General features: G+C 68.4%; 15 protein-coding genes. 8 read left to right on the top strand and 7 right to left on the bottom strand.

Going from position 1 to position 18,254, the window contains the following annotated elements:
• Positions 1–62 precede the first annotated feature (62 nt).
• Positions 63–1,064 carry a LysR family transcriptional regulator gene (locus tag ACNA0R_RS19555; protein WP_415827717.1) on the top strand — a complete coding sequence of 334 codons (1,002 nt, stop codon included), beginning with the start codon at positions 63–65 and terminating at the stop codon, positions 1,062–1,064.
• A 101-nt stretch (positions 1,065–1,165) separates the two neighbouring features.
• Entirely contained in the window at positions 1,166–1,798 is a 633-nt protein-coding gene (locus ACNA0R_RS19550) for a cysteine dioxygenase family protein (RefSeq protein ID WP_415827716.1), read from the top strand.
• An 11-nt stretch (positions 1,799–1,809) separates the two neighbouring features.
• Here ACNA0R_RS19550 and ACNA0R_RS19545 read toward each other — a convergent pair whose 3' ends face one another.
• Together ACNA0R_RS19545 and ACNA0R_RS19540 are read right to left on the bottom strand one after the other, a co-directional pair.
• Positions 1,810–2,955 (bottom strand): mandelate racemase/muconate lactonizing enzyme family protein, encoded by a 1,146-nt coding sequence (locus ACNA0R_RS19545; RefSeq protein WP_415827715.1) that lies wholly within the window; start codon positions 2,953–2,955, stop codon positions 1,810–1,812.
• Between the two features lie 12 nt (positions 2,956–2,967).
• Complete coding sequence (locus ACNA0R_RS19540) at positions 2,968–3,987, bottom strand: Bug family tripartite tricarboxylate transporter substrate binding protein (RefSeq protein ID WP_415827714.1); 1,020 nt, start codon at positions 3,985–3,987, stop codon at positions 2,968–2,970.
• A 219-nt stretch (positions 3,988–4,206) separates the two neighbouring features.
• On the opposite strand from ACNA0R_RS19540, the gene ACNA0R_RS19535 reads away from it, so the two are divergent.
• Positions 4,207–4,614 carry a GFA family protein gene (locus ACNA0R_RS19535; RefSeq protein ID WP_415827713.1) on the top strand — a complete coding sequence of 136 codons (408 nt, stop codon included), beginning with the start codon at positions 4,207–4,209 and terminating at the stop codon, positions 4,612–4,614.
• On the opposite strand, the gene ACNA0R_RS19530 is transcribed toward ACNA0R_RS19535, so the two are convergent.
• Positions 4,611–6,419, bottom strand: coding sequence for a uracil-xanthine permease family protein (locus ACNA0R_RS19530; protein ID WP_415827712.1), 1,809 nt, complete (start codon positions 6,417–6,419; stop codon positions 4,611–4,613). The genes ACNA0R_RS19535 and ACNA0R_RS19530 overlap by 4 nt on opposite strands.
• A 213-nt stretch (positions 6,420–6,632) precedes the next feature.
• Here ACNA0R_RS19530 and ACNA0R_RS19525 point away from each other — a divergent pair, with 213 nt between their 5' ends.
• A complete protein-coding gene (locus ACNA0R_RS19525; RefSeq protein ID WP_415827711.1) occupies positions 6,633–8,120 on the top strand; it encodes a glutamate-cysteine ligase family protein in 1,488 nt (495 codons plus the stop codon).
• Between the two features lie 63 nt (positions 8,121–8,183).
• On the opposite strand, the gene ACNA0R_RS19520 is transcribed toward ACNA0R_RS19525, so the two are convergent.
• A complete protein-coding gene (locus tag ACNA0R_RS19520) occupies positions 8,184–9,371 on the bottom strand; it encodes an ABC transporter substrate-binding protein (RefSeq protein WP_415827781.1) in 1,188 nt (395 codons plus the stop codon).
• Positions 9,371–11,374: a SpoIIE family protein phosphatase gene (locus ACNA0R_RS19515; RefSeq protein ID WP_415827710.1), complete on the bottom strand. Its 2,004-nt coding sequence runs from the start codon at positions 11,372–11,374 to the stop codon at positions 9,371–9,373. Before ACNA0R_RS19515 ends, ACNA0R_RS19520 begins: the two co-directional genes overlap by 1 nt.
• Positions 11,375–11,496: 122 nt before the next feature.
• Here ACNA0R_RS19515 and ACNA0R_RS19510 point away from each other — a divergent pair, with 122 nt between their 5' ends.
• Entirely contained in the window at positions 11,497–14,013 is a 2,517-nt protein-coding gene (locus tag ACNA0R_RS19510) for an MFS transporter (RefSeq protein WP_415827709.1), read from the top strand.
• On the opposite strand, the gene alr is transcribed toward ACNA0R_RS19510, so the two are convergent.
• On the bottom strand, positions 13,928–15,112 hold the full coding sequence (gene alr / locus ACNA0R_RS19505; protein WP_415827708.1) for an alanine racemase: 1,185 nt from the start codon (positions 15,110–15,112) through the stop codon (positions 13,928–13,930). The genes ACNA0R_RS19510 and alr overlap by 86 nt on opposite strands.
• A 4-nt stretch (positions 15,113–15,116) precedes the next feature.
• On the bottom strand, positions 15,117–15,596 hold the full coding sequence (locus ACNA0R_RS19500) for an ATP-binding protein (RefSeq protein WP_415827707.1): 480 nt from the start codon (positions 15,594–15,596) through the stop codon (positions 15,117–15,119).
• 225 nt (positions 15,597–15,821) lie between these two features.
• On the opposite strand from ACNA0R_RS19500, the gene ACNA0R_RS19495 reads away from it, so the two are divergent.
• From ACNA0R_RS19495 to ACNA0R_RS19485, 3 genes are all read left to right on the top strand, one after another.
• The gene (locus ACNA0R_RS19495; RefSeq protein WP_415827706.1) at positions 15,822–16,157 is read left to right on the top strand and encodes an STAS domain-containing protein; all 336 of its coding nucleotides are present in this window, start codon (positions 15,822–15,824) and stop codon (positions 16,155–16,157) included.
• Positions 16,158–16,238: 81 nt separating this feature from the next.
• Positions 16,239–17,435, top strand: a complete 1,197-nt coding sequence (locus ACNA0R_RS19490; protein ID WP_415827704.1) for a fumarylacetoacetate hydrolase family protein — start codon at positions 16,239–16,241, stop codon at positions 17,433–17,435.
• Between the two features lie 166 nt (positions 17,436–17,601).
• A complete protein-coding gene (locus ACNA0R_RS19485) occupies positions 17,602–18,252 on the top strand; it encodes a cytochrome c3 family protein (RefSeq protein WP_415827703.1) in 651 nt (216 codons plus the stop codon).
• Positions 18,253–18,254: the final 2 nt, after the last annotated feature.

Raw genomic sequence — 18,254 nt, 5'->3', positions numbered from 1 at the left:
AACGGTCCCCATGGCGGATTGCGCCGAAGTCACCGCGCGGACCATCTCCAAGGACGTGCCCCATGGATCTGCGGCAGCTGGGCTATTTCGTCGCCGTGGCCGACGCCAAAAGCTTTACGCGCGCGGCCATTGCCCTGAATCTCGTGCAATCCACGCTGAGCCACCAGATCGCGCTGCTGGAAGCAGACCTGGGACAGCGCTTGCTGGTGCGTACCGGCCGGGGCGCAACCCCGACGGAGGCCGGCGCGGCGCTGCTCACTCATGCACGCGCGATGCTGTCTTCCGCGCGCAAGGCGCGTGACGAATTGCGCGATCTGCATGGCAATCCGTCGGGCCGGCTCGCCGTGGGGCTGCCCTCCCAGGTGGCGCTGTCGATGGCCGCGCCCATGGTGGCGAAGATGCGGCAGCGCCTGCCGCGCGCCATCGTGTCGATTTCGGAGGGGCTGAGCCTGCATTTGCGCGAGCTGTTGATCCAGGGCCGGCTGGATGTCGCGCTGCTGTACGATCCGCCGCCGTCGCCGCAACTGTCCTACCGGACCCTGACGCGCGAGAGCTTCCTGCTGGTCGGGCCGGCCAGCGCGCCGGCGCTGCCCAAACGCGTTTCGCTGGCCGCGTTGGCCTCTTATCCCATGGTGCTGCCGGGCCGGTCCAATGCGATGCGTTCGCAGGTCGATTCCGCGCTGGCCGCGCGGGGTATCGAATTGAATATCGTCGCCGAGGCCGGGGTCGTCCTGACACTGCTGAAACTCGTCAGCGAAGGCCTGGGCTATACGGCGGCACCGGCCAGCATGCTGCTGCATGGCGGTAACCGCCTGCGTCTGCAGACCGCGCAGATCGGGCCGCCCGCCATCCGCAACCGGCTGGTGCTGGCCACGCCCAAGGCACGTCCGGACACGCGGCTCCTGCGCGAATTCCTGGCGATCGTGCAGGAACTGTATCCGGTGGAAAGCGGCCGCGAAGGCGGCGCCGCGGCTGCTACCATGCGTGGCGCGACCCGGTCTGGAGGGACCCGGCCTGGCGCGACCCGGTCTGGCGCGACCCGGTCTGGCGCGACCCGGTCCTGAGGGACCTTTTCGCGCGGCTGAACGCTTTTGGCGGCGCGGCATCGTGGCCGGCGCCGCGCCGCCGTCGGCGGGATCAACATGATGATGACTAGGAGGCAGGCATGACTATGGGTATCGACAGATTGCGGGCGTTCATCGCGACGGCGACGCGACTGGCGGACGCGCGCGGCGCCGACGGCATGCCGGGAGACGAGCTGCTGGCGGCGTTTCGCGATCTGGTCAGCCACGATGACTGGCTGCCCGCCGACTGTGCGGTCCCGCATCCCGAGCATTACCAGCAGTATCTGCTGCATTGCGATCCGCTGGAGCGTTTCTGTATCGTGAGTTTCGTCTGGGGCCCCGGCCAGGCGACACCCGTGCATGACCACACGGTATGGGGCTACGTCGGCATGCTGCGCGGCGAAGAGATCAGCCAGCGCTATGAAAAGGCGCGTGCCGGCGCGGGATACGCGGCGGTCGCGGAGCCGGTGCGTCTCACCCCCGGCACGGTCGAAGCCCTGTCGCCCGTCGAGGGCGATATCCACCAGGTGCGCAATGCGCATGCCGATCGGGTGTCGATCAGCGTCCACATGTATGGCGGCAACATAGGGGCGGTGCGCCGCAGCGTGTTCGACCCGGTATCCGGCGCCGTCAAGCCCTTCGTCTCGGGGTACTCGTCCGCCCATGTGCCGAATATCTGGGATAGGTCGGCGCAAGTGAGGGCGGGCATAGGCGCGGCAATGCAGCCCGTCTGATCGGCTACGCTTCAGTACGCGACGCGATACCGGTCGAGCGCGGCCAGGTCGGGATCGATGCCGATTCCGGGCGCGTCCGGCAAGGTGATCCAGCCGTCCTTGTTCGCGGCTTGCGATAAGGTCCATACGGCTTCGCGCAGCGGGTTGGGATTGGCGTCGACTTCCACCATGCCCTCGGGGCCCAATGCGGCGCGCAAATGCATGGAGGCGGCCAGGCCGATGCCGCCGCCCAGCCAGTGCGGGCAGAAGGTCAAGCCGGCAATCCGCGCATAACGCGCCACCGCCATGCAGCCTGTAATCCCGCCCCACTTACCCACGTCAGGCTGGATGAAGCGCAAGTGGCCGTTATCGATGGCCGCCTCGAAGTCCGCCTGGCCGCGGATGTTTTCGCCCGCGGCCAAGGCCAGCGGGGTGCCGCGCGCCAGGCGGCGCCAGTCGGCCAGGGACTCGTCGGCGGCCATGGGCTCCTCTACCCAGTACGGCCCGAAGGATTCGAGCGCCGCGACGCGATCCGCGGCGACATCGGGAGCCCAGGCCTGATTGGCGTCCACCATGATGCGCGCGGCGGGACCCAGGGCGTCGCGGATCTCGCGGAAGTTCGCCAGGTCGCGGGCCGCTTCGAACCCCACCTTGAACTTGAACGCCGTATAGCCTTCGGCCTGCTTGGCGAGCGCGGTGCCGGCGACTTTGTCCGGCCCGATGCCGCTGGCGTAGGGCAGCACCCGCCCGTCGGCGGCGTCGCCGGCCGCGCCCGCCACGGCAGCCAGCGTGCGCCACAGCGCCTGGCCGGCGCGACGCGCGCGCATGTCCCACAAGGCCTGGTCCACGGCGCCGGCGATCTGCGCGAACGGGCCCGGTTCGCCCGCCTGGATCGCGACGCGGCGCAGCCGGTCGCTCAGGTTCCGCCAGACTCCGGCGGGATCGTCGCTGGGCATTCCGATCAGCATGGGCGCGACCATGTCACGGGTCAGCCGCGCGCGATGCTCCGCGCCGACCGGCGGAAAATTGCAGAAGACCTCGCCCCAGCCCCAGGCGCCGTCGCTGGCGCTGACGCGCAGGAACACCGCCGGCCGGTTGCTGAAGCTGCCCACCGCGGCGCGTACCGGCGCGGCGATGGGCGCGCGAAATACGTGGCAGTCGATGTTTTCTATCGTCATCCCGCGTTCCCTTCAATCCGCCTTGATGCCCAGGTCGCTGGCGACCTTGCCCCATTTCCGCAGTTCGGCGGCGATGTAGCGACGAAACTCCTCGGGTGTGCCGGCGTCGGGCACCAGGCCGGCTTCCAGCAGTCTGGCGCGGACGTCCTTGTCCGCCTGTACCTTGTTGATGGCGCGGTTCAGGCGGTCGATGACGTCGGCCGGCAATTTGGCGGGACCGGCCAGGCCTTGCCACGCGACGACTTCGAAGCCGGGCAGATTGGCGGCTTCGGCGAGGGTGGGGATGTCGGGATACTCGGGCACCCGGCGCAGGCCGCCCACGCCCAGCACCGCCAGTTTGCCGGCCTTTACCTGCTGCATCATCGTGCCCTGGTCGGCGAAGATCATGTCGACGTGGCCGGCCACCAGGTCGCCGAGCAGGGCGCCCGTGCCCTTGTAGGGGACGTGCAGCATCTTGGTCTGCGTGCGCGCCTCGAACAGCGCGGCGGCCATCTGCTGCATGCTGCCGGTGCCCGACGAACCATAACTCAAGCTGCCCGGGTGGGCCTTGGCATAACTGATCAGATCGGCGGCGGTGCGGGCCGGCACCTTGGCGGGATTGACCACCAGCACGTAATTGACGACTACGGTCTTGGTGATGGGGGCGAGCTGCTTCAGCGGATCGAACGGGTTGTTCTTGTAGATCACCGGGTTGATCGCGAAGGTTGCGATATTTCCCACCAGCAGGGTATAGCCATCGGCTGGGGCGCGTGCCACCGCTTCCGTGCCTATGATTCCGCTGGCGCCGGGGCGGTTGTCCACGACGATGCTCTGGCCGAGCTCCTTGCCCAGCGCGGGCGCGATGATGCGTGCGTACACATCGACCGCGCCGCCCGGCGAAAAAGGCACGATCAGGCGTATGGGTTGGCTGGGATAGCTGTCGGCGGCGGAGGCGGGCGGCGGTACCGCGGCGAGCGCGGCCGCGATGGCCAGGACGAACACGCCCGAACCCTGCCGGGAGCGGCGCGCCGCGCGGCGCAATAGCTTGATCATCGGTGTCTCCTGTTCGTTCTTGAATCCGCGGCCATCATGTCCGCCAGTCGGGCGGCCGGGCTGCCTGGCCGATTATCGGTGGCGAACGGGCAAGGATCAAATGGGCCTGCCGGACCCGCCGCGCAGGGGCGCCGGTGTACCCGCCGACGGCGGGCGTCTATGATGTTCCAGGCGCCGATGGACAGGCGCATGGAAACCAGGCGAACAGGAGACCAGTCAATGAAAGTCCAGGGCCAGTGCCATTGCGGCGCCATCAGGTATGAAGCGGAAGTCGATCCGGCCGCCGTCGCGATCTGTCATTGCAACGACTGCCAGCGTTTGAGCGGCGGGATCTTTCGCGTGAATATTCCGGCGCCCGCCGAGCACTTCCGCATCGTCCAGGGCGAGCCGCGCCGCTATATCAAGACGGCGGACAGCGGCGCCCGGCGCGTGCATGCCTTTTGCGAAAACTGCGGATCGCCGGTCTATTCGAGCGCCGTCGAGAACCCCACCAGCTATTCCCTGCGCCTGGGCGCCCTGGACCAGCGCAATGAACTGGGCCGCCCCAGGCGGCAGATCTGGGCCAAGCGCCGCATCGACTGGATGCCGCCGCTGGAGGACATACCCGCGGTGGACGGCCAGCCCTAGTGGTCGAAATGCAGGCGCAGGAACGCCCGGCCATCGCGTTTGCCGGTGGTCAGGCGGTCCGCCAGGCGCCGCAGCAGCACGGTGGATACACCGCGCAGCGTGCGCTCCAGTTCGGCCTGGAATTCTTCGTCGCTGGTCTCCAGCAGGGAAGGCGACACCGGCGCGGCGGCTCCCAACTGCAGGGGGTCACCGGTGTAGATAAGCTCCACATCGAGGTTGTATTCGTCGAAACTGCCGCGGATCGCGGTCACCGTGCGGTTGCCGCCGGCCGCCATGACGGCCTCCGCGGCCTCCAGCGCGGCTTCCGCGGCGCGCTGCACCGCGTCGCGCCGCGCGCCCCAGCGCGCGCCGGATGCCTCGACGAAGTCGACGATGGCCGTGCCCAGGTCCAATGGGGCGCCGCTGGCGTCTTCAGGCAAGGGCGATAGTTTCTTTTCGGCGCGCTGCGACACGCCGAGGCGGAACAGCAGGTTCAGCAGTATGGCGACCACGCCGGCGACCACCACGCCGCTTTCGGCCAGGATGCGCAGCGAAGCCGGCGCCTGTTCCGCCACATCGGGCAGCAGGATGGTGCCCACGCCGGCGACCATGGACAGGCCGACCATGAAGGTGCCGCGCGCATCCATGGCGCGCGAGGCGATCAGCTCGATGCCGGAAACGATCAGGTAGGCGGCCGCATAGGTTTCCACCGCGCCCACCACCGGCGTGGGAATCAGCGTCAAGGCCACGGTCGACTTGGGCAGGAAGGCCACCAGCGCCAGCAGTCCGCCCGCGACCAATCCCGCGTAGCGCGTGGTGGACCGGCTGATATGGCACAGCGCGATATTGGCCGACGAAGTGCCGCTGGGCAGGCCGCCCATGAATCCCGCCAGGATGTTGGAGATCGAGCCCGCGCGTATGCCGCCGCTGACGCGTCGCATATCGGGACGGCGCCAGTCGGCATCGTCCATCTTGCTCATTAGCACCACCGTACCCAGGGTATCGAGCTGCACCATGATGGCCAGCAGGACCACGGCTACCAGCACGGCCGGTTCCAGGTGCAGGTCCGGGGCCGGCACGTTGGGCAGGCCGAAGAAAGGGGCCTCGGCCAGCAGCTCGCCGCCGGTCAGGCGGCCCAGCACGCCGGTCAGCACGATGCCCGCGATCAGCCCCGCCAGCAGGGCGAACAGCTTGGTGCGTCGCGATCCCCATACCGACAAGGCCACGATGACCACCAGCGTGGTGCCGCTGATCAGGATATCCAGGCCGTCTATCATCAGGCGCGAGCCGCTGATCGCATTCGCCGGGGCGAATCCGGTCGCATGCCGGAAGGCCGGCTCGATCAGCGAAATCCCGGTGACGCAGACCACCACCCCGGCGATCGTGGGCGGAAAGAAGGCCCGCAGCCGGGGAATCGCCTGGCCCACCAGCAGACCCGCGACGCCGTTGGCGAGGCCGATCGCCGCCAGCACGCCGCCGCCCTGTACCGCGATCACGGACGCCGCGGCGATCATGACGATGGGGTCGGGCAGGTGGATGATCAGCGCTCCCGCGCCCAGCTTGCCGCCGTAGGCTTGCAGGATGGTGGCGATGGCCATGCCCAGCACGGTGGCGGTGACCAGGCTTTGCGTGGCTTGCTGCGACAGGTTGGCGATGTGCGCGGTGGCCAGTACATAGGCCACGAAGGCCAGGGCGGTGGCGGTATGCTGCGCCGCCAGGCCCAGCAGCGTGCCCACCGGAGGCCGGTCGTTGACGGCATACATCAGGTCGGGCGGCCGGCGGTTGGTATGGACGTGGGGCAGGCGCAGGAGCGATCGCAGGGACATGGCGGATGGCCGACCTTCGGGCTTGTCGCCCGTATTTATTCAGGTTATGGACAGGCTGCTCAGCCCGTATTATCAGTAAAAGGCCGCCTGTTGGCGAGGCGCTCCTTCCGATCGGTGGAACGCCGCCCAATGGCGAGCGGCCTCCGCGTCACCCGGAAGCGGGCCCGCCGGCAAGGGCGGTTCTTCGATCGAATGCGGCGGGGAGTGGAGCATATGCGGGAATCGGAGGGCGCCAGGCTGGGCCTGGAAATGGAAATGGTGGTGGTCCGCCGCGGCAGCGGCGCCAGCCACGCGGCCGAACGCTACCCCGAAACCCTGGCCCGGCTCAAGCGGGCGCGCGGCGAGGACATCCACCTGACCCTGCACGGCGGCCGCGCCATCGGCGTCACCGGCCCGCTGGGGGAAAGCGGCTTCGACAACGGCTACAACCTGCTGGAGACGGCCTTCGCGCCAGTGGCGGGCGGCCCCGGCGGCCTCGACCGGCTGGCCGCGGCGGTGCGCACCGAGCTGGCCGACGTACGCGACGCGCTGGCCGAAGAAGATGCCGCGGTGCTGAATGCCGCCGAACACCCGGCCGCTACGCTGGATATGCACGACTATCTGCGCATCCGCGTGCCGCGCGCCATCTACGCCGAACTGGTCGGGCATAGAGGCTGGCTGCATCGCGCGGGCATCGATGCCAAGGCGCAGAACGGTCCTTGCACCGCGGTCCCGATAGAAGAGGCGGCGCGTGCATTGAACGTGATGCTGGCCCTGGCGCCGGCCTTTATCGCGCTGTTCGCCAACAGCCCGCTGCAGGATGGGCGCGTGACGGGCCTGAAGGAAAACCGGCTGATGCTATGGGACCGGATGTTCCGCCACGCGCGGTTCGCCGGCGATCACCGCCTGCAGCAGCTGCCGGAACGGCCTTTCGCCGATCTGGGGGAGTATTTCCGCTGGATGTTCGCGCCCGATACGGTCAGCCGCGGCCTGCCGCTGGCCGAGGACGGCGAATACAAGTCGGTGGTCAGCGTCTATCTGGACGGCCATCCATCGCTGGGTCGTTTCCTGCAAGCGCCATCGTGGACCGGACGCCGCGCCGACAATGGCCGTCCCGTGACGCTGCGGCCGCATAGCGGCCATTTCGAGTACTCGCAGTTCGCGCATTTCCTGGATGCGCGCTTCCGCTATCGGCTGGCCGGCCGGCCGCCGCTGGAAGAACTGCTGGCGGCCTGGCGCAAGCCTGGCGGTATCGAAGACCTGTACACCCGCGTCGGCGTGGCCGGCTACATCGAAGGACGCGCGCCCGGCGCGGTGTTCCCCGATCGCCAATTGGTGGAAGAAGCCGGCGCGGACGTCGCCGCGCGCGCGCCGATGGCGGCCTCCGCGCTGCAGCTGGGCATATTGCGCAATCTGGAGGCGGCCGAGGTCCTGGTCGGGGACTGGGGCTGGCCGGCCTTGCGCGGCATGCGCGCGATGGCGATACGCGCGGCGCTGGCGGACGACCGCGTGCGCGCGCTGGCCGCCGACGTGCTGGCGGTCGCCGCCCAAGGCCTGCCGGACGCGGACCGGCACTGGACGATGTACGCGGATTACGTGCTGGCCAGCGGACGGACCGGCGCGGACCGTCTGTTGGCGCTGTGGACAGGCACGCCGGGCGGCGTGGCGGAGAAACTGCGCGCGGTCTACGCGCGGCGGGCGCTGTGGCTGGGCGACGAATGACGGGCGCGCCGCGCGGTTCGCCTGGGGTCCCGAACCGGCCCGCCGGCGAGCGATGGCGCCGGGTCAGCGCCGTTCGTAGACCTCATCGGCGGCCAGCAGGATATCCACGGGCGGGTCGAAGCCGATAAGGCGCGCGGTCTCCAGATTCAAGGCGATCTTCGCCGGGTCTATCCATATCTGGTTCAGTTGCCGCGGCTTCGCGCCATTGAAGATGCGCGCGATGGTTTCGGCATAGAACAGGCCGACATACGAATAGTCCGCCTGAGCCAGGCTCATCAGTATGCCTTTCTTGACTTCCTCCGACCCCAGCATCGAAAAGCTGGGCACCTTGGCCTGCCGCAGAATCTGCGCCACGTCCGCCACGCTGTCCGGCGTGATGCCGCGATGCACGGTGACGTAGACCGCGTCGACCTGCGATGCCACTTCCCGGTAGCAGGCCAGGGCATTGCGGGTGGCTTCCTCCTGCGGAATGCCATTGGCGCGGGCGTTGCAGCCGCGCACCGTGAAGTGCAGTTCGCGCGCCACCTGTTCGACGGCGTCGACCGCGGCGTAGGTGCGGCCTTCCGGGCTGTCGTCGTACACCAGCCCCAGTGTTTTGAAGGGCACGATGTCGCGGAACAGGCGTACCTGGCGCTGGTAGCGCTCCGGCTGCACGCGCGCGTGCAGATTGTCCAGGCCGCTGTCCTGCGCGCTTTTGACGATGTGCGCGCCGACGGCATCGCTGGTCGATGCCACCACGGTCGGCACGGGCGCGCCCAGCGCGGCCATGTCCTGGCCCGCCAGCGTGCCCATGGCGATGATCAGGTCGATATCGCCGCGCTGGCGTATGCGATCCTGGATTGCCTGCCGGACGGCCGGGCGCTTGCTGGCGTCGAAATTGCCGGGTTGCCACCAGGCGTCGGCAACGAATTCCAGCACGTCGCTATGCGCGTTATCCGCCAGGAATTGCCATATCTGATGGCCGCTCAGTCCTTCCGGGATGGCCGGCACCGTCATCCAGCCCAATTGCTGGAGCCCCGCGACGATCACGCGCAGGGTGCGCGGATATTCGCTGTAGTCGCCGCTTTCGAAGTAGCCCAGGCGCCATTTGCGGCCGTCCGGACGCGGTTTCAGCGTAGTCGGGAATAGTTGCATCGAAGGCGCGGCCGCTGGCGGCGCGGCGGGCGCGGCAGGGGCCGCGGGCGGGGCGGCCTGGGCGCCGGCGCTCCGGGCCAGTACGCACAGCATCAGCAGGCAGAGCAGGCGTTTCATCATGGACGGCGTATCACGATCAGTGTGATGTCATCGGTCTGCTCGACGTCCTTGGCAAAGGCCTGGATATCATCGAGCAGGCGTTCGGTCAGGCGGGTGGCGTCGGCGCCCGGACGGGCCAGCGTGTTGATCATGCGCTCCACGCCATACCGGCCGCCCAGCGCATTGGTTGCATCGGTGACGCCGTCGGTATAGCCGACCAGGGTCTCACCGTAGTCCAGGCGCGCGGTCAGGGTGCGGTAGGGCAGGTCTTCCTGCACGCCGCAGGCCGGGCCGCTGCGGCCTTCCAGCGTGCGGACGGCGCCATCGCCGCCGACCAGGACGGGCGGCGGATGGCCCGCGTTCGCCCACTGCAGCTCGCCGGTATCCAGGTCGAGCACGCCCAGCAGCAGCGTCACGAACATCAGGTTGGGATTGTTCTCCGCCAGGCGGTTGTTGACGCGTGCCATGATGGCGGCGGGATCGGTTTCATCTTCCGCCGTCGCGCGGATGAGGGTGCGGGTCACGGCCATGAACAGCGCCGCGGGCACGCCTTTATCCGAGACGTCGCCGATGGCCAGGCAAAGCTTGCCGTTGGGCAGCAGGAAATAATCGTAAAGATCGCCGCCGACTTCCTTGGCCGGCCGCATGACGGCATACAGGTCGGCACGCTCCAGTATCTCGGTTTGCAGCGGGACGGGCAGCAGGCCCAGCTGGATTGCCCGCGCGATGTTCAGTTCGCTCTCGAAGCGTTCGCGCGCGGTGATTTCCTGCATCAGGCGCGCGACGTTCTCGCGCAGCCGCTTGTCCATGAACAGGAAGGACGAGGCCAGGCGGCCCACTTCATCGTGGTACAGCCGCGGCAGGTCGGCGATATGCGGCGGCACCGCCGACGGCGCGGTCAGGTCCTGCCTGGGCAGTTCGCGCGCATAGCGCGTCAGTTTCCGCAGCGGCCGCACGATGTGCGCCGCCACCGGCCATGCGCACAGCAGCGCCAGCAGCAGCGTCACCGCGAAAATCATGGCCTGGCGATTCAGCACGGCCGTCGCCGGCGCGGCGAAGTCGCGCTCCGGCACTACGGCCACCACCGTCCAGCCCAGCGGCTTGAAGCGCAAGGCTTCGATGTGCTGCGCGTCGCGGCCGGTATCGAAGGCAATGACCTGGGTTGCCGACGTGGCCGTCACGCCGCGCAGCAGTTCGCGCAGGCTCTTGCCGCTGCGGGCGTCGCGCGAATCCAGCAGGCCGGCGGCGCGCGCGGGCGGCGGCACCACGGTTTCATCGTCGTCCGCGGTAATGAACACGAATCCGGAGCGGGCCAGTGTCAGACGCGACAGGGTGTCGCGCAGGGCGCTCTTCATTTGTTCGCGGCGGGTGTCGACCTGTTCGATGACGTCCTGCACGCTATCGCTGATCGCGATCACCCAGTCCCATTGACGGAAATAGCCGAAGTAGGCGTAGCGCGCCGCGGCTTCCTGCCCGGCGCTCGCGGGCCAGCGGTAGATGGCGAAGCCGTAGCCGGAAGTGTGGCTTTCGTCGTAGAGCGCGCTCGCCAGCGGCCGGCCCTTCAAGTCCGTGATGCCGGACAGGTCGCTGTCGATCATGGCGGGGTTGCCGCTGGCCAGCACCTGGCCCCGCGCATCGTAGATGAAGGCGTAGCCGCGCTGGCCGATGCCGAGGTGGTTGATCCAGGCGCGCGCCATGCCCTTGGCCGCGCCCGGGGTGACGACGCCGCGATCGGCCATGTCGGCATAGCCGGCCAGCACCGACGCCACGATGTTGCCCGTTTCCAGCAACTGGCGCCGCCCGTTGCGCACCATGCTGACTTTGTCGTCGAGCAGGGCGGACCAGCGCGCCTCGATGTCGCGCTGGATCAGATCCATGATGTTGCTGACCGCGTGCTGTTCGCTGGCGGAAACCGTGCGCGTGACGTCGCGCCGGCTGGTCAGCATGATGAAGGCCGCCACCACCAGCAGGATTGCGACTACCAACAGGAAGATCTTGCTGCGCAGGGAACGCGAGAACATGAGCCGCCGGTGGAGGTTGTGATTGCATCGAAAAAACTGATGCAAAACTCGACAAGTGTAAATAATATTCAACGCGTTGTGTGGGCCGCGACCGGCCCTGGAAATCACTGATGCGCGAGCCCATGCAGCGTATGTTGGACGGCCTGCGGCGCCGCCCTGTGCTGGAAGTGACGCTGGCCTGCCTGGCGGTATTGCTGCTGGCGCAGGCCTTGATCGGCGCCTTGAGCCTGTCCGCCTTGAATCGGCTGATCGCCGAGACGACGGCCGATCGCGTGGAGGTCGCCGCGCGCCAGATCGCCGGCAATATCGAGAACGGCCTGCGGCTGGGCAAGCCCCTGGGGCAGTTCTTCGGCTTGCGGCAACTGCTCGGCGATGGCACCCGCGATGCCGACGACATCGTCGGTGTTGGCGTGATGCTGCCGGATGGCAGCGACGTCGCGGTGGTGGGCCAGCAGGCGGGCGCTTCGGTGCTGGCGCGCGCCTTGTTCCAGCCGCCCGGTGAACCCTTGCCCGAAGGCGTGGCGCGGCGCGCCTCCGGCGCATTGATGCGCAGTGCCGATGGCCGGATCATGCTGGCGATTCGTTTGTCGGGCGGTGGCCTGGATGCGCCGGATGCAATGCGCCCGCGCGCCACGACGCCGGGCGCGAATACGCCGGACCCCAACGCGCCCGGCGCCTTGGTGGTGTCGGCCTCGCGTGACAGCGCCGCCGCGCGTGCCGTCCTGTTGCACAACCTGGCGGTACTGCTGGCCGTGACCGCCGGCGTAGGTCTGGCGCTGGCCGCCGTGTTCCGCTACCTCGTCCCGCTGAGTACGCTGGTGGCGGGCGGCCGATCGCGTTTCGTCGTGCCGCTGGTCGCGCTGGTGCTGGCGCAAGGCATCTACGCCGTCTATACCGTCAACGCCTTCCGCGAAGGCTGGCTGAACGTCACCCGTGACAACGTCGCCGTGCTTGCCGAGGGGCTGCAGCGCGATCTGGACCGTATCCTGGGTTATGGCATCGAGCTGGACAAGCTGCGCGGCATCGAAGCGCCGTTCCAGCGGCTCGCCGCCACGTTCCCCGCGATCCGCGAGATCGATCTGGTCGCCGCCGACGGGCGCACGCTCAATCGCGCCAATGGCCGCGGCAGCCTGCCGGCCGGCGACGCGCCGTCGAGCGTGGTCGCCGATGACCTGACGCTGGTGCTGCCGCTGGGGCAGGGCGAGCCGGGTCCGCGGGCACGGGGCAGCCTGGTGGTGCGCTTATCCGAGGACGTGCTGGCGCGCGGCGTACGCAGCCGCATGCTGGACGCGGTCACCGTTGTAGCGGTCGCGCTGGTCGCGGCGATGGAGATGCTGCTATTGCTGTCGCTGCTGCTGAATCGGGGCTTCCACGCGCCGTCGCGGGATGCGGCGGACGGGGCGGGCTTGCGCGATACCTCCGACATCGGCCGCATCGCGCGGCCGGTGATGTTCGGTTTCCTGTTCGCCTGGGCCATGCCCTTGGGTTTCCTGCCGCTGTACGCCCGCAGCCTGCCGGCCGGTGGCCTGGCGCTGCCCGGCAACCTGCTGCTGGCGCTGCCGATTTCCGTCGAGATGGGCTGCGGGCTGTTGACCGCTTTGCTGGCGGGACGCCTCACGGATAGGAAAGGCTGGCAGGTGCCGGTGCTGCTGGGACTGGGTGTTTCCTTCGCCGGCATGCTGGCCTGCGCCTTCGCCGCCAATCTGCCGATGTTCGCCGCCGCGCGCGGCCTGGTGGGACTGGGGTACGGCCTGGCGTGGATGGGCTTGCAGGGCTTCATTGTGACGCGCAGCAGTCCTTTGTACCGGGGCCGCAATATGACCAGCGTGATCGCCGGCCTGTTCGCCGGGCACCTGACCGGCGCCGCGGTGGGCGCCATGCTGATGGAACAGCTGGGCTTCCGGCTGGTGTTCGGCATCAGCGCGGTGATGATGATGGTGCCCGTGCTGGGCGTACTGGTCCTGATGCGGCCGTACATGCGGCAGGGCGCCGTGGCGGTCCCGATCGCGGCCCGGCCCGTCGCGGCGGGTGTCGCGCGCACCGCGCGGCTGGTGTTCACGCGCGATTTCGGCCTGCTGCTGCTGGGCAGCGTCATTCCGTTCTCCATCGCGCAGGTCGGCCTGCTGTCCTTCGCCTTGCCGCTATACCTGGAAGCCGCCGGCGTGGCGGCGTCCAGCATCGGTCGCGTGTTGATGATCTATGGGCTTTGCGTCATCTACATCGGACCGCTGATGGGCCGTCTGGTCGACCGCTCGCCATTCAAGAAAGGCTGGATCGTGCTTGGCGGCCTGATCGGCAGCGCCGGCATGCTGGGCCTGTATTTCGACAGCGGCTTGCCCGCCGCGGCGCTTGCCGTGCTTTTGCTGGCGCTGGCCAGCTGTTTTTCCGGCGCCTCGCAATCCCCGTACATGCTGGCGCTGCCGGACGTACAGGAGTACGGCGCGGCCGGCGCCACCAGCGTCATGCGCGCGGCCGACAAGCTGGGGCAGATGGCGGGTCCGCTGATGGTGGGCGCGCTATTCGGCACCGCGGGCATGGGCGCCAGCCTGGCCATCACCGGCGCGGTGTACCTGGCGGCGACGCTGATCTTCCTGGCCTGGGCCCCGGGCCATCCGTCTCGGCGGCCGGCACCGGTATGACCGGTACGCGCGGCGTCAGCGAGGTCAGCAGTTCCGCCGCAATCGTCCCCATGTGCCGCGCCACTTGCTCCACCGGCAGCCCGGGCGTGCCCCATAGCACCACCGGCGCGCCGATGGGAACCGGCGGCAGGCCGGTCAAGTCCACCGGTATCAAATCCATCGTTACCGCGCCCAGTGTGGCGGCGGCGTGGCCATTCACCAGCATCGGCGTGCCGGCCGGCGCATGGCGGAGATATCCATCGCCATAGCCGCAGGCCACCATGCCCACGCGCATGGGCGCGGCCGCGACGATGGTGCCGTTGTATCCCAGACGTTCTCCCGCGGCGACGTCGCGTATCGCGACGATACGCGAATGCAGCGACATCGCGGGCCGCAGCCCCAGGTCCGGTCCGTCGACAGCGGGCAGGGGGCTAACGCCGTACAGGGCGATGCCCGGGCGCACCCAATCCGCCGTTCGCGCGGCGTCGGGATGACGCAGCAGCGCGGCAGAGTTGCCGCAGCTGCGCGGTCCCGGCAGGCCGCGTATCAAGGCCTGGAAGCGTGCGTCGGCCTGGGCGATGCCATCGGGCTGTTCCGCGCGGCCGTAGTGATTCAAATGGCCGATGCCGGCGATGCGGCCCTGCCGCGCCAGCATCGAGCAACGTTCGTAGGCATCGCGATAGCAGGCGTCGTCGAAGCCCGTATAGCCGATATCGCCCATATACCGTAACCATATCGAGGGCGGCGCGCCGCCGGCGGGCGTGTCGCGCAGCCAGTCGAGCTGCGCCGGGTGGGCCACGGTCAGGTGCAGATCCGGCAGCGCCAGGCCTTGGGCCTCCACCGCGTCCAGCAGTCCGCCCAGCACCAGAATAGGCCCGTTCCAGCCGGCGGCGCGGCTGGCGTACGCGTCCGCCAACTGGCTGACGGCCAGGCCGTCGGCGCCGGCCAGTCCGGGCAGTACGCGGTGCAGCCCATGTCCGTAGGCATCGGCCTTGACGGTGGCCCAGATGCGCGCCGTGGGCGCCGGGCCCAGACGTGCGCGCAGCACGCCCAGATTATGGGCCACCGCGGCCGGATTCACCCTGGCATGTACGCGCAAGCCGATGGCGTCGCCGTCCATGGCGCTAACCGTGGTCCGCGACCAGCGTCAGCCGGTTCCAGCCGTCGTCGCGTCGATAACGCAGGTCTTTCAGGTAATGGCGCATCAACCGCACACCCTGGCCGCCGGGTGTCGCCTCATCCAGCGTACGGGCCAGCGGCGCGGGGGCCCAGGCCGTCGGATCGTAGGCGCGCCCGTTGTCGGCGATTTCCACGCACAGCTCGTCGCCATGCCGGCGATAGGCGAGCACCACGGCGGGGGCGCCGGCAGGCGATGGCGACGGCGGCGAGGATGACGATGGCGCCGGTGATTCCGGCGCCGACGGCGCCGTGCCGAACGCATGCGACAGCACGTTGGTCAGGGCCTCGTCCATGCCCAGCGTCAATGCGAAGCGGCTGCGCGCGGGCCAGGCTTCACGATCGGCGATTCCTTCCAGCCATTGCATGGCTGGGCCGACGGAATCGTGGCCGGGCACAAGCCGCAGCGTATCGGAAGGAGTAGCCATGGCGTTATCGACGTTGGTAGGCAGGCGCAAGTATGCACCATGGCCGCGGTATGCCGCGGTCGCGGCCGGTGATGCGACGCGTTGCCCGGCCCGCGGCGCGCCCGGTAACGCGCCCGCCGCGCGGGCATATCCGCGCGGCCCCTGCTCGCGTATGATTCCGCAAAACCCGCGGCATGCCGGCGTGCGGCGCCGATAACGCGATTATCTACCCGGGAAGCGCAATCCATGACTCTTGCAATCGAAAAAGTCGGCCCCGCCCTGGTGGTGTCGCCGCAAGGACAGATCAATAGCGCCAACGCCGCCGCCATCGAATCGGAATTGCTCGAACAGATCGACAACGGCGAAAACAGGCTGGTGCTGGATTTGTCCGGACTCGACTACATTTCCAGCGCCGGCTTGCGGGTCATGCTGCTGGTCGCCAAGCGGCTGAAGCAGAAGAGCGGCGCGCTGGCCTTGTGCGGCATCCAGCCCCACGTGCGCGAGGTCTTCGACATCAGCGGCTTCCTCTCCATCCTGACCGTGGTGGAGTCGCGCGACGACGCGCTGGATATGCTGGGCTAGGGCGATTTATCGGGCATGGACAGGCCACCGCCGTAGCCGATAAGCTTCCGGCGTCATAGTGCTAGGAGGAGAAAAAACATCATGACGAACGACAAGGGCCTGGACTATCTGCCGCGCGATGCGGCCCAAGCCACCCTGGTGGGCCGCGTATGGCGTCCGGGGCCTATCGATGGTCCCAGCATCGTCACCGTGCGCAACGGGCTGGTCTTCGATATCACGGCCACGGTGCCGACCATGGCCGACCTGCTGGACCACCCGGATCCCGCCGACGTCGCCCGCTCCGCGCCGGGCGAGTCGCTGGGACCGGTGGGCCCGCTGATGCAGGCCAGCGTCCGCCACGGCGGCGGCGACGCCGCGGCGTCCCCCTCGGCCATGACCTTGCTGGCGCCTTGCGACGTGCAGGCGATCAAGGCCTGCGGCGTCACTTTCGCGGTCAGCCTGCTGGAACGGCTGATCGAGGAACGCGCGGGCGGCGACCCCGGCGCGGCGCAAGCCATGCGCGCGACCCTGCAGGAAACCCTGGGCACCGACCTGCGCGCCATCAAGCCCGGCTCGGACGGGGCATTGCGCCTGAAGGAAACCCTGATCGCCAAGGGCGCCTGGTCGCAATACATGGAGGTCGGCATCGGCACCGACGCCGAAGTGTTCTCCAAATCCCAGCCCATGTCGGCGGTCGGCTTCGGCGCCGAAGTCGGATTGCTGCCGGCGTCGGAGTGGAACAATCCCGAGCCCGAAATCGTGCTGGCGGTAAACAGCCGCGGCGAGACCGTCGGCGCGGCGCTGGGCAACGACGTCAACCTGCGCGACATCGAAGGCCGCAGCGCGCTGCTGCTGGGCAAGGCCAAGGACAACAATGGCTCGTGCGCCATCGGTCCGTTCATCCGGCTGTTCGATGCGCACTACGGTATCGACGACGTACGCGACGACAGCGTGTCGCTGCTGATCGAAGGACGGGACGACGGTTTTGTGCTGAATGGCGTGAGCCATATGCGCGAGATCAGCCGCGATCCGCTGGAACTGGTGGCGCAGACCTACGGCCGGCATCACCAGTATCCCGATGGCCTGATGCTGTTCCTCGGCACCATGTTCTCGCCCATCCAGGATCGCGGCACGCCGGGCAGCGGCTTCACCCACAAGTCCGGCGATCGCGTGACCATCGCTTCGCCGGGCCTGGGCAAGCTGGTCAACACGGTGGAGAAGTGCACCGAGATTCCGCCGTGGACCTTCGGCGTGCGCAAGCTTTACGCCAACCTGGCGCGGCGCGGATTGCTGCGTTGAAAGTAGGGGGCGCGGCAGTACGCGCGCCTTCGCCTGCCGGTCCGCCAGCATGCTCTCATGCTGACTGAAAGCTGAAGGAAAACGCCTCATGCACGGCATGAGGCTTGCTGCCCAGCCGCGGATTTTTCCGCGTTTTTTTGGGTGGAGCGGGCCAGCCCGCGGGCCGATGAGTCAGGTATTCGACAAAGCCGCTGTCCTTTGCGTCAAGCTCGTGCTGATAGGCACGGGCGTCCTGCTGGCGGTGACGATCGCCGTCGTGGTGTGGCAGATGAATGCCCCGGTCGCGGCCGGCGTATCGGTGGCGCAGCCCATCCCCTTCAGCCATAAGCACCACGTCGGCGACGACGGCATCGATTGTCGTTATTGCCATGTATCCGTGCAGACGTCGGCATCGGCCGGCATGCCCTCCGCGGAAATCTGCCTGACCTGCCACGCCGTGCTTTTCAAGGATGCGCCGGTGCTGGCGCCTTTGCACGCCAGTGCCGCGACGGGTATTCCCATACGTTGGAACCGCGTCTACGACCTGCCGGACTTCGTGTATTTCGACCATAGCGTGCACGTCGCCAAGGGCGTGGCCTGCGTCAGTTGCCATGGTCGCGTCGATGAAATGCCGCAGCTGGTGCGCAACCAGCCGCTGGAAATGCAGTGGTGCCTGGACTGCCACCGCGCGCCCGACAAAAGGGTGGGGCCGCTCGACCAGGTGTTCGTCATGCGCGATCCACCCGCGCTTTCGGAGAACGATGTCGCTTCGCTGCGGCGCATCTTTCATTTCGAAAGCGAGGAACGCCTGACCAGCTGCACCACCTGCCATCGCTGATC

Origin of the sequence: Bordetella sputigena, assembly GCF_965137885.1 — a bacterium.
GTDB classification, from domain to species: domain Bacteria; phylum Pseudomonadota; class Gammaproteobacteria; order Burkholderiales; family Burkholderiaceae_B; genus Bordetella_C; species Bordetella_C sputigena.
This window is presented reverse-complemented; position numbering and strand designations above follow the sequence as displayed.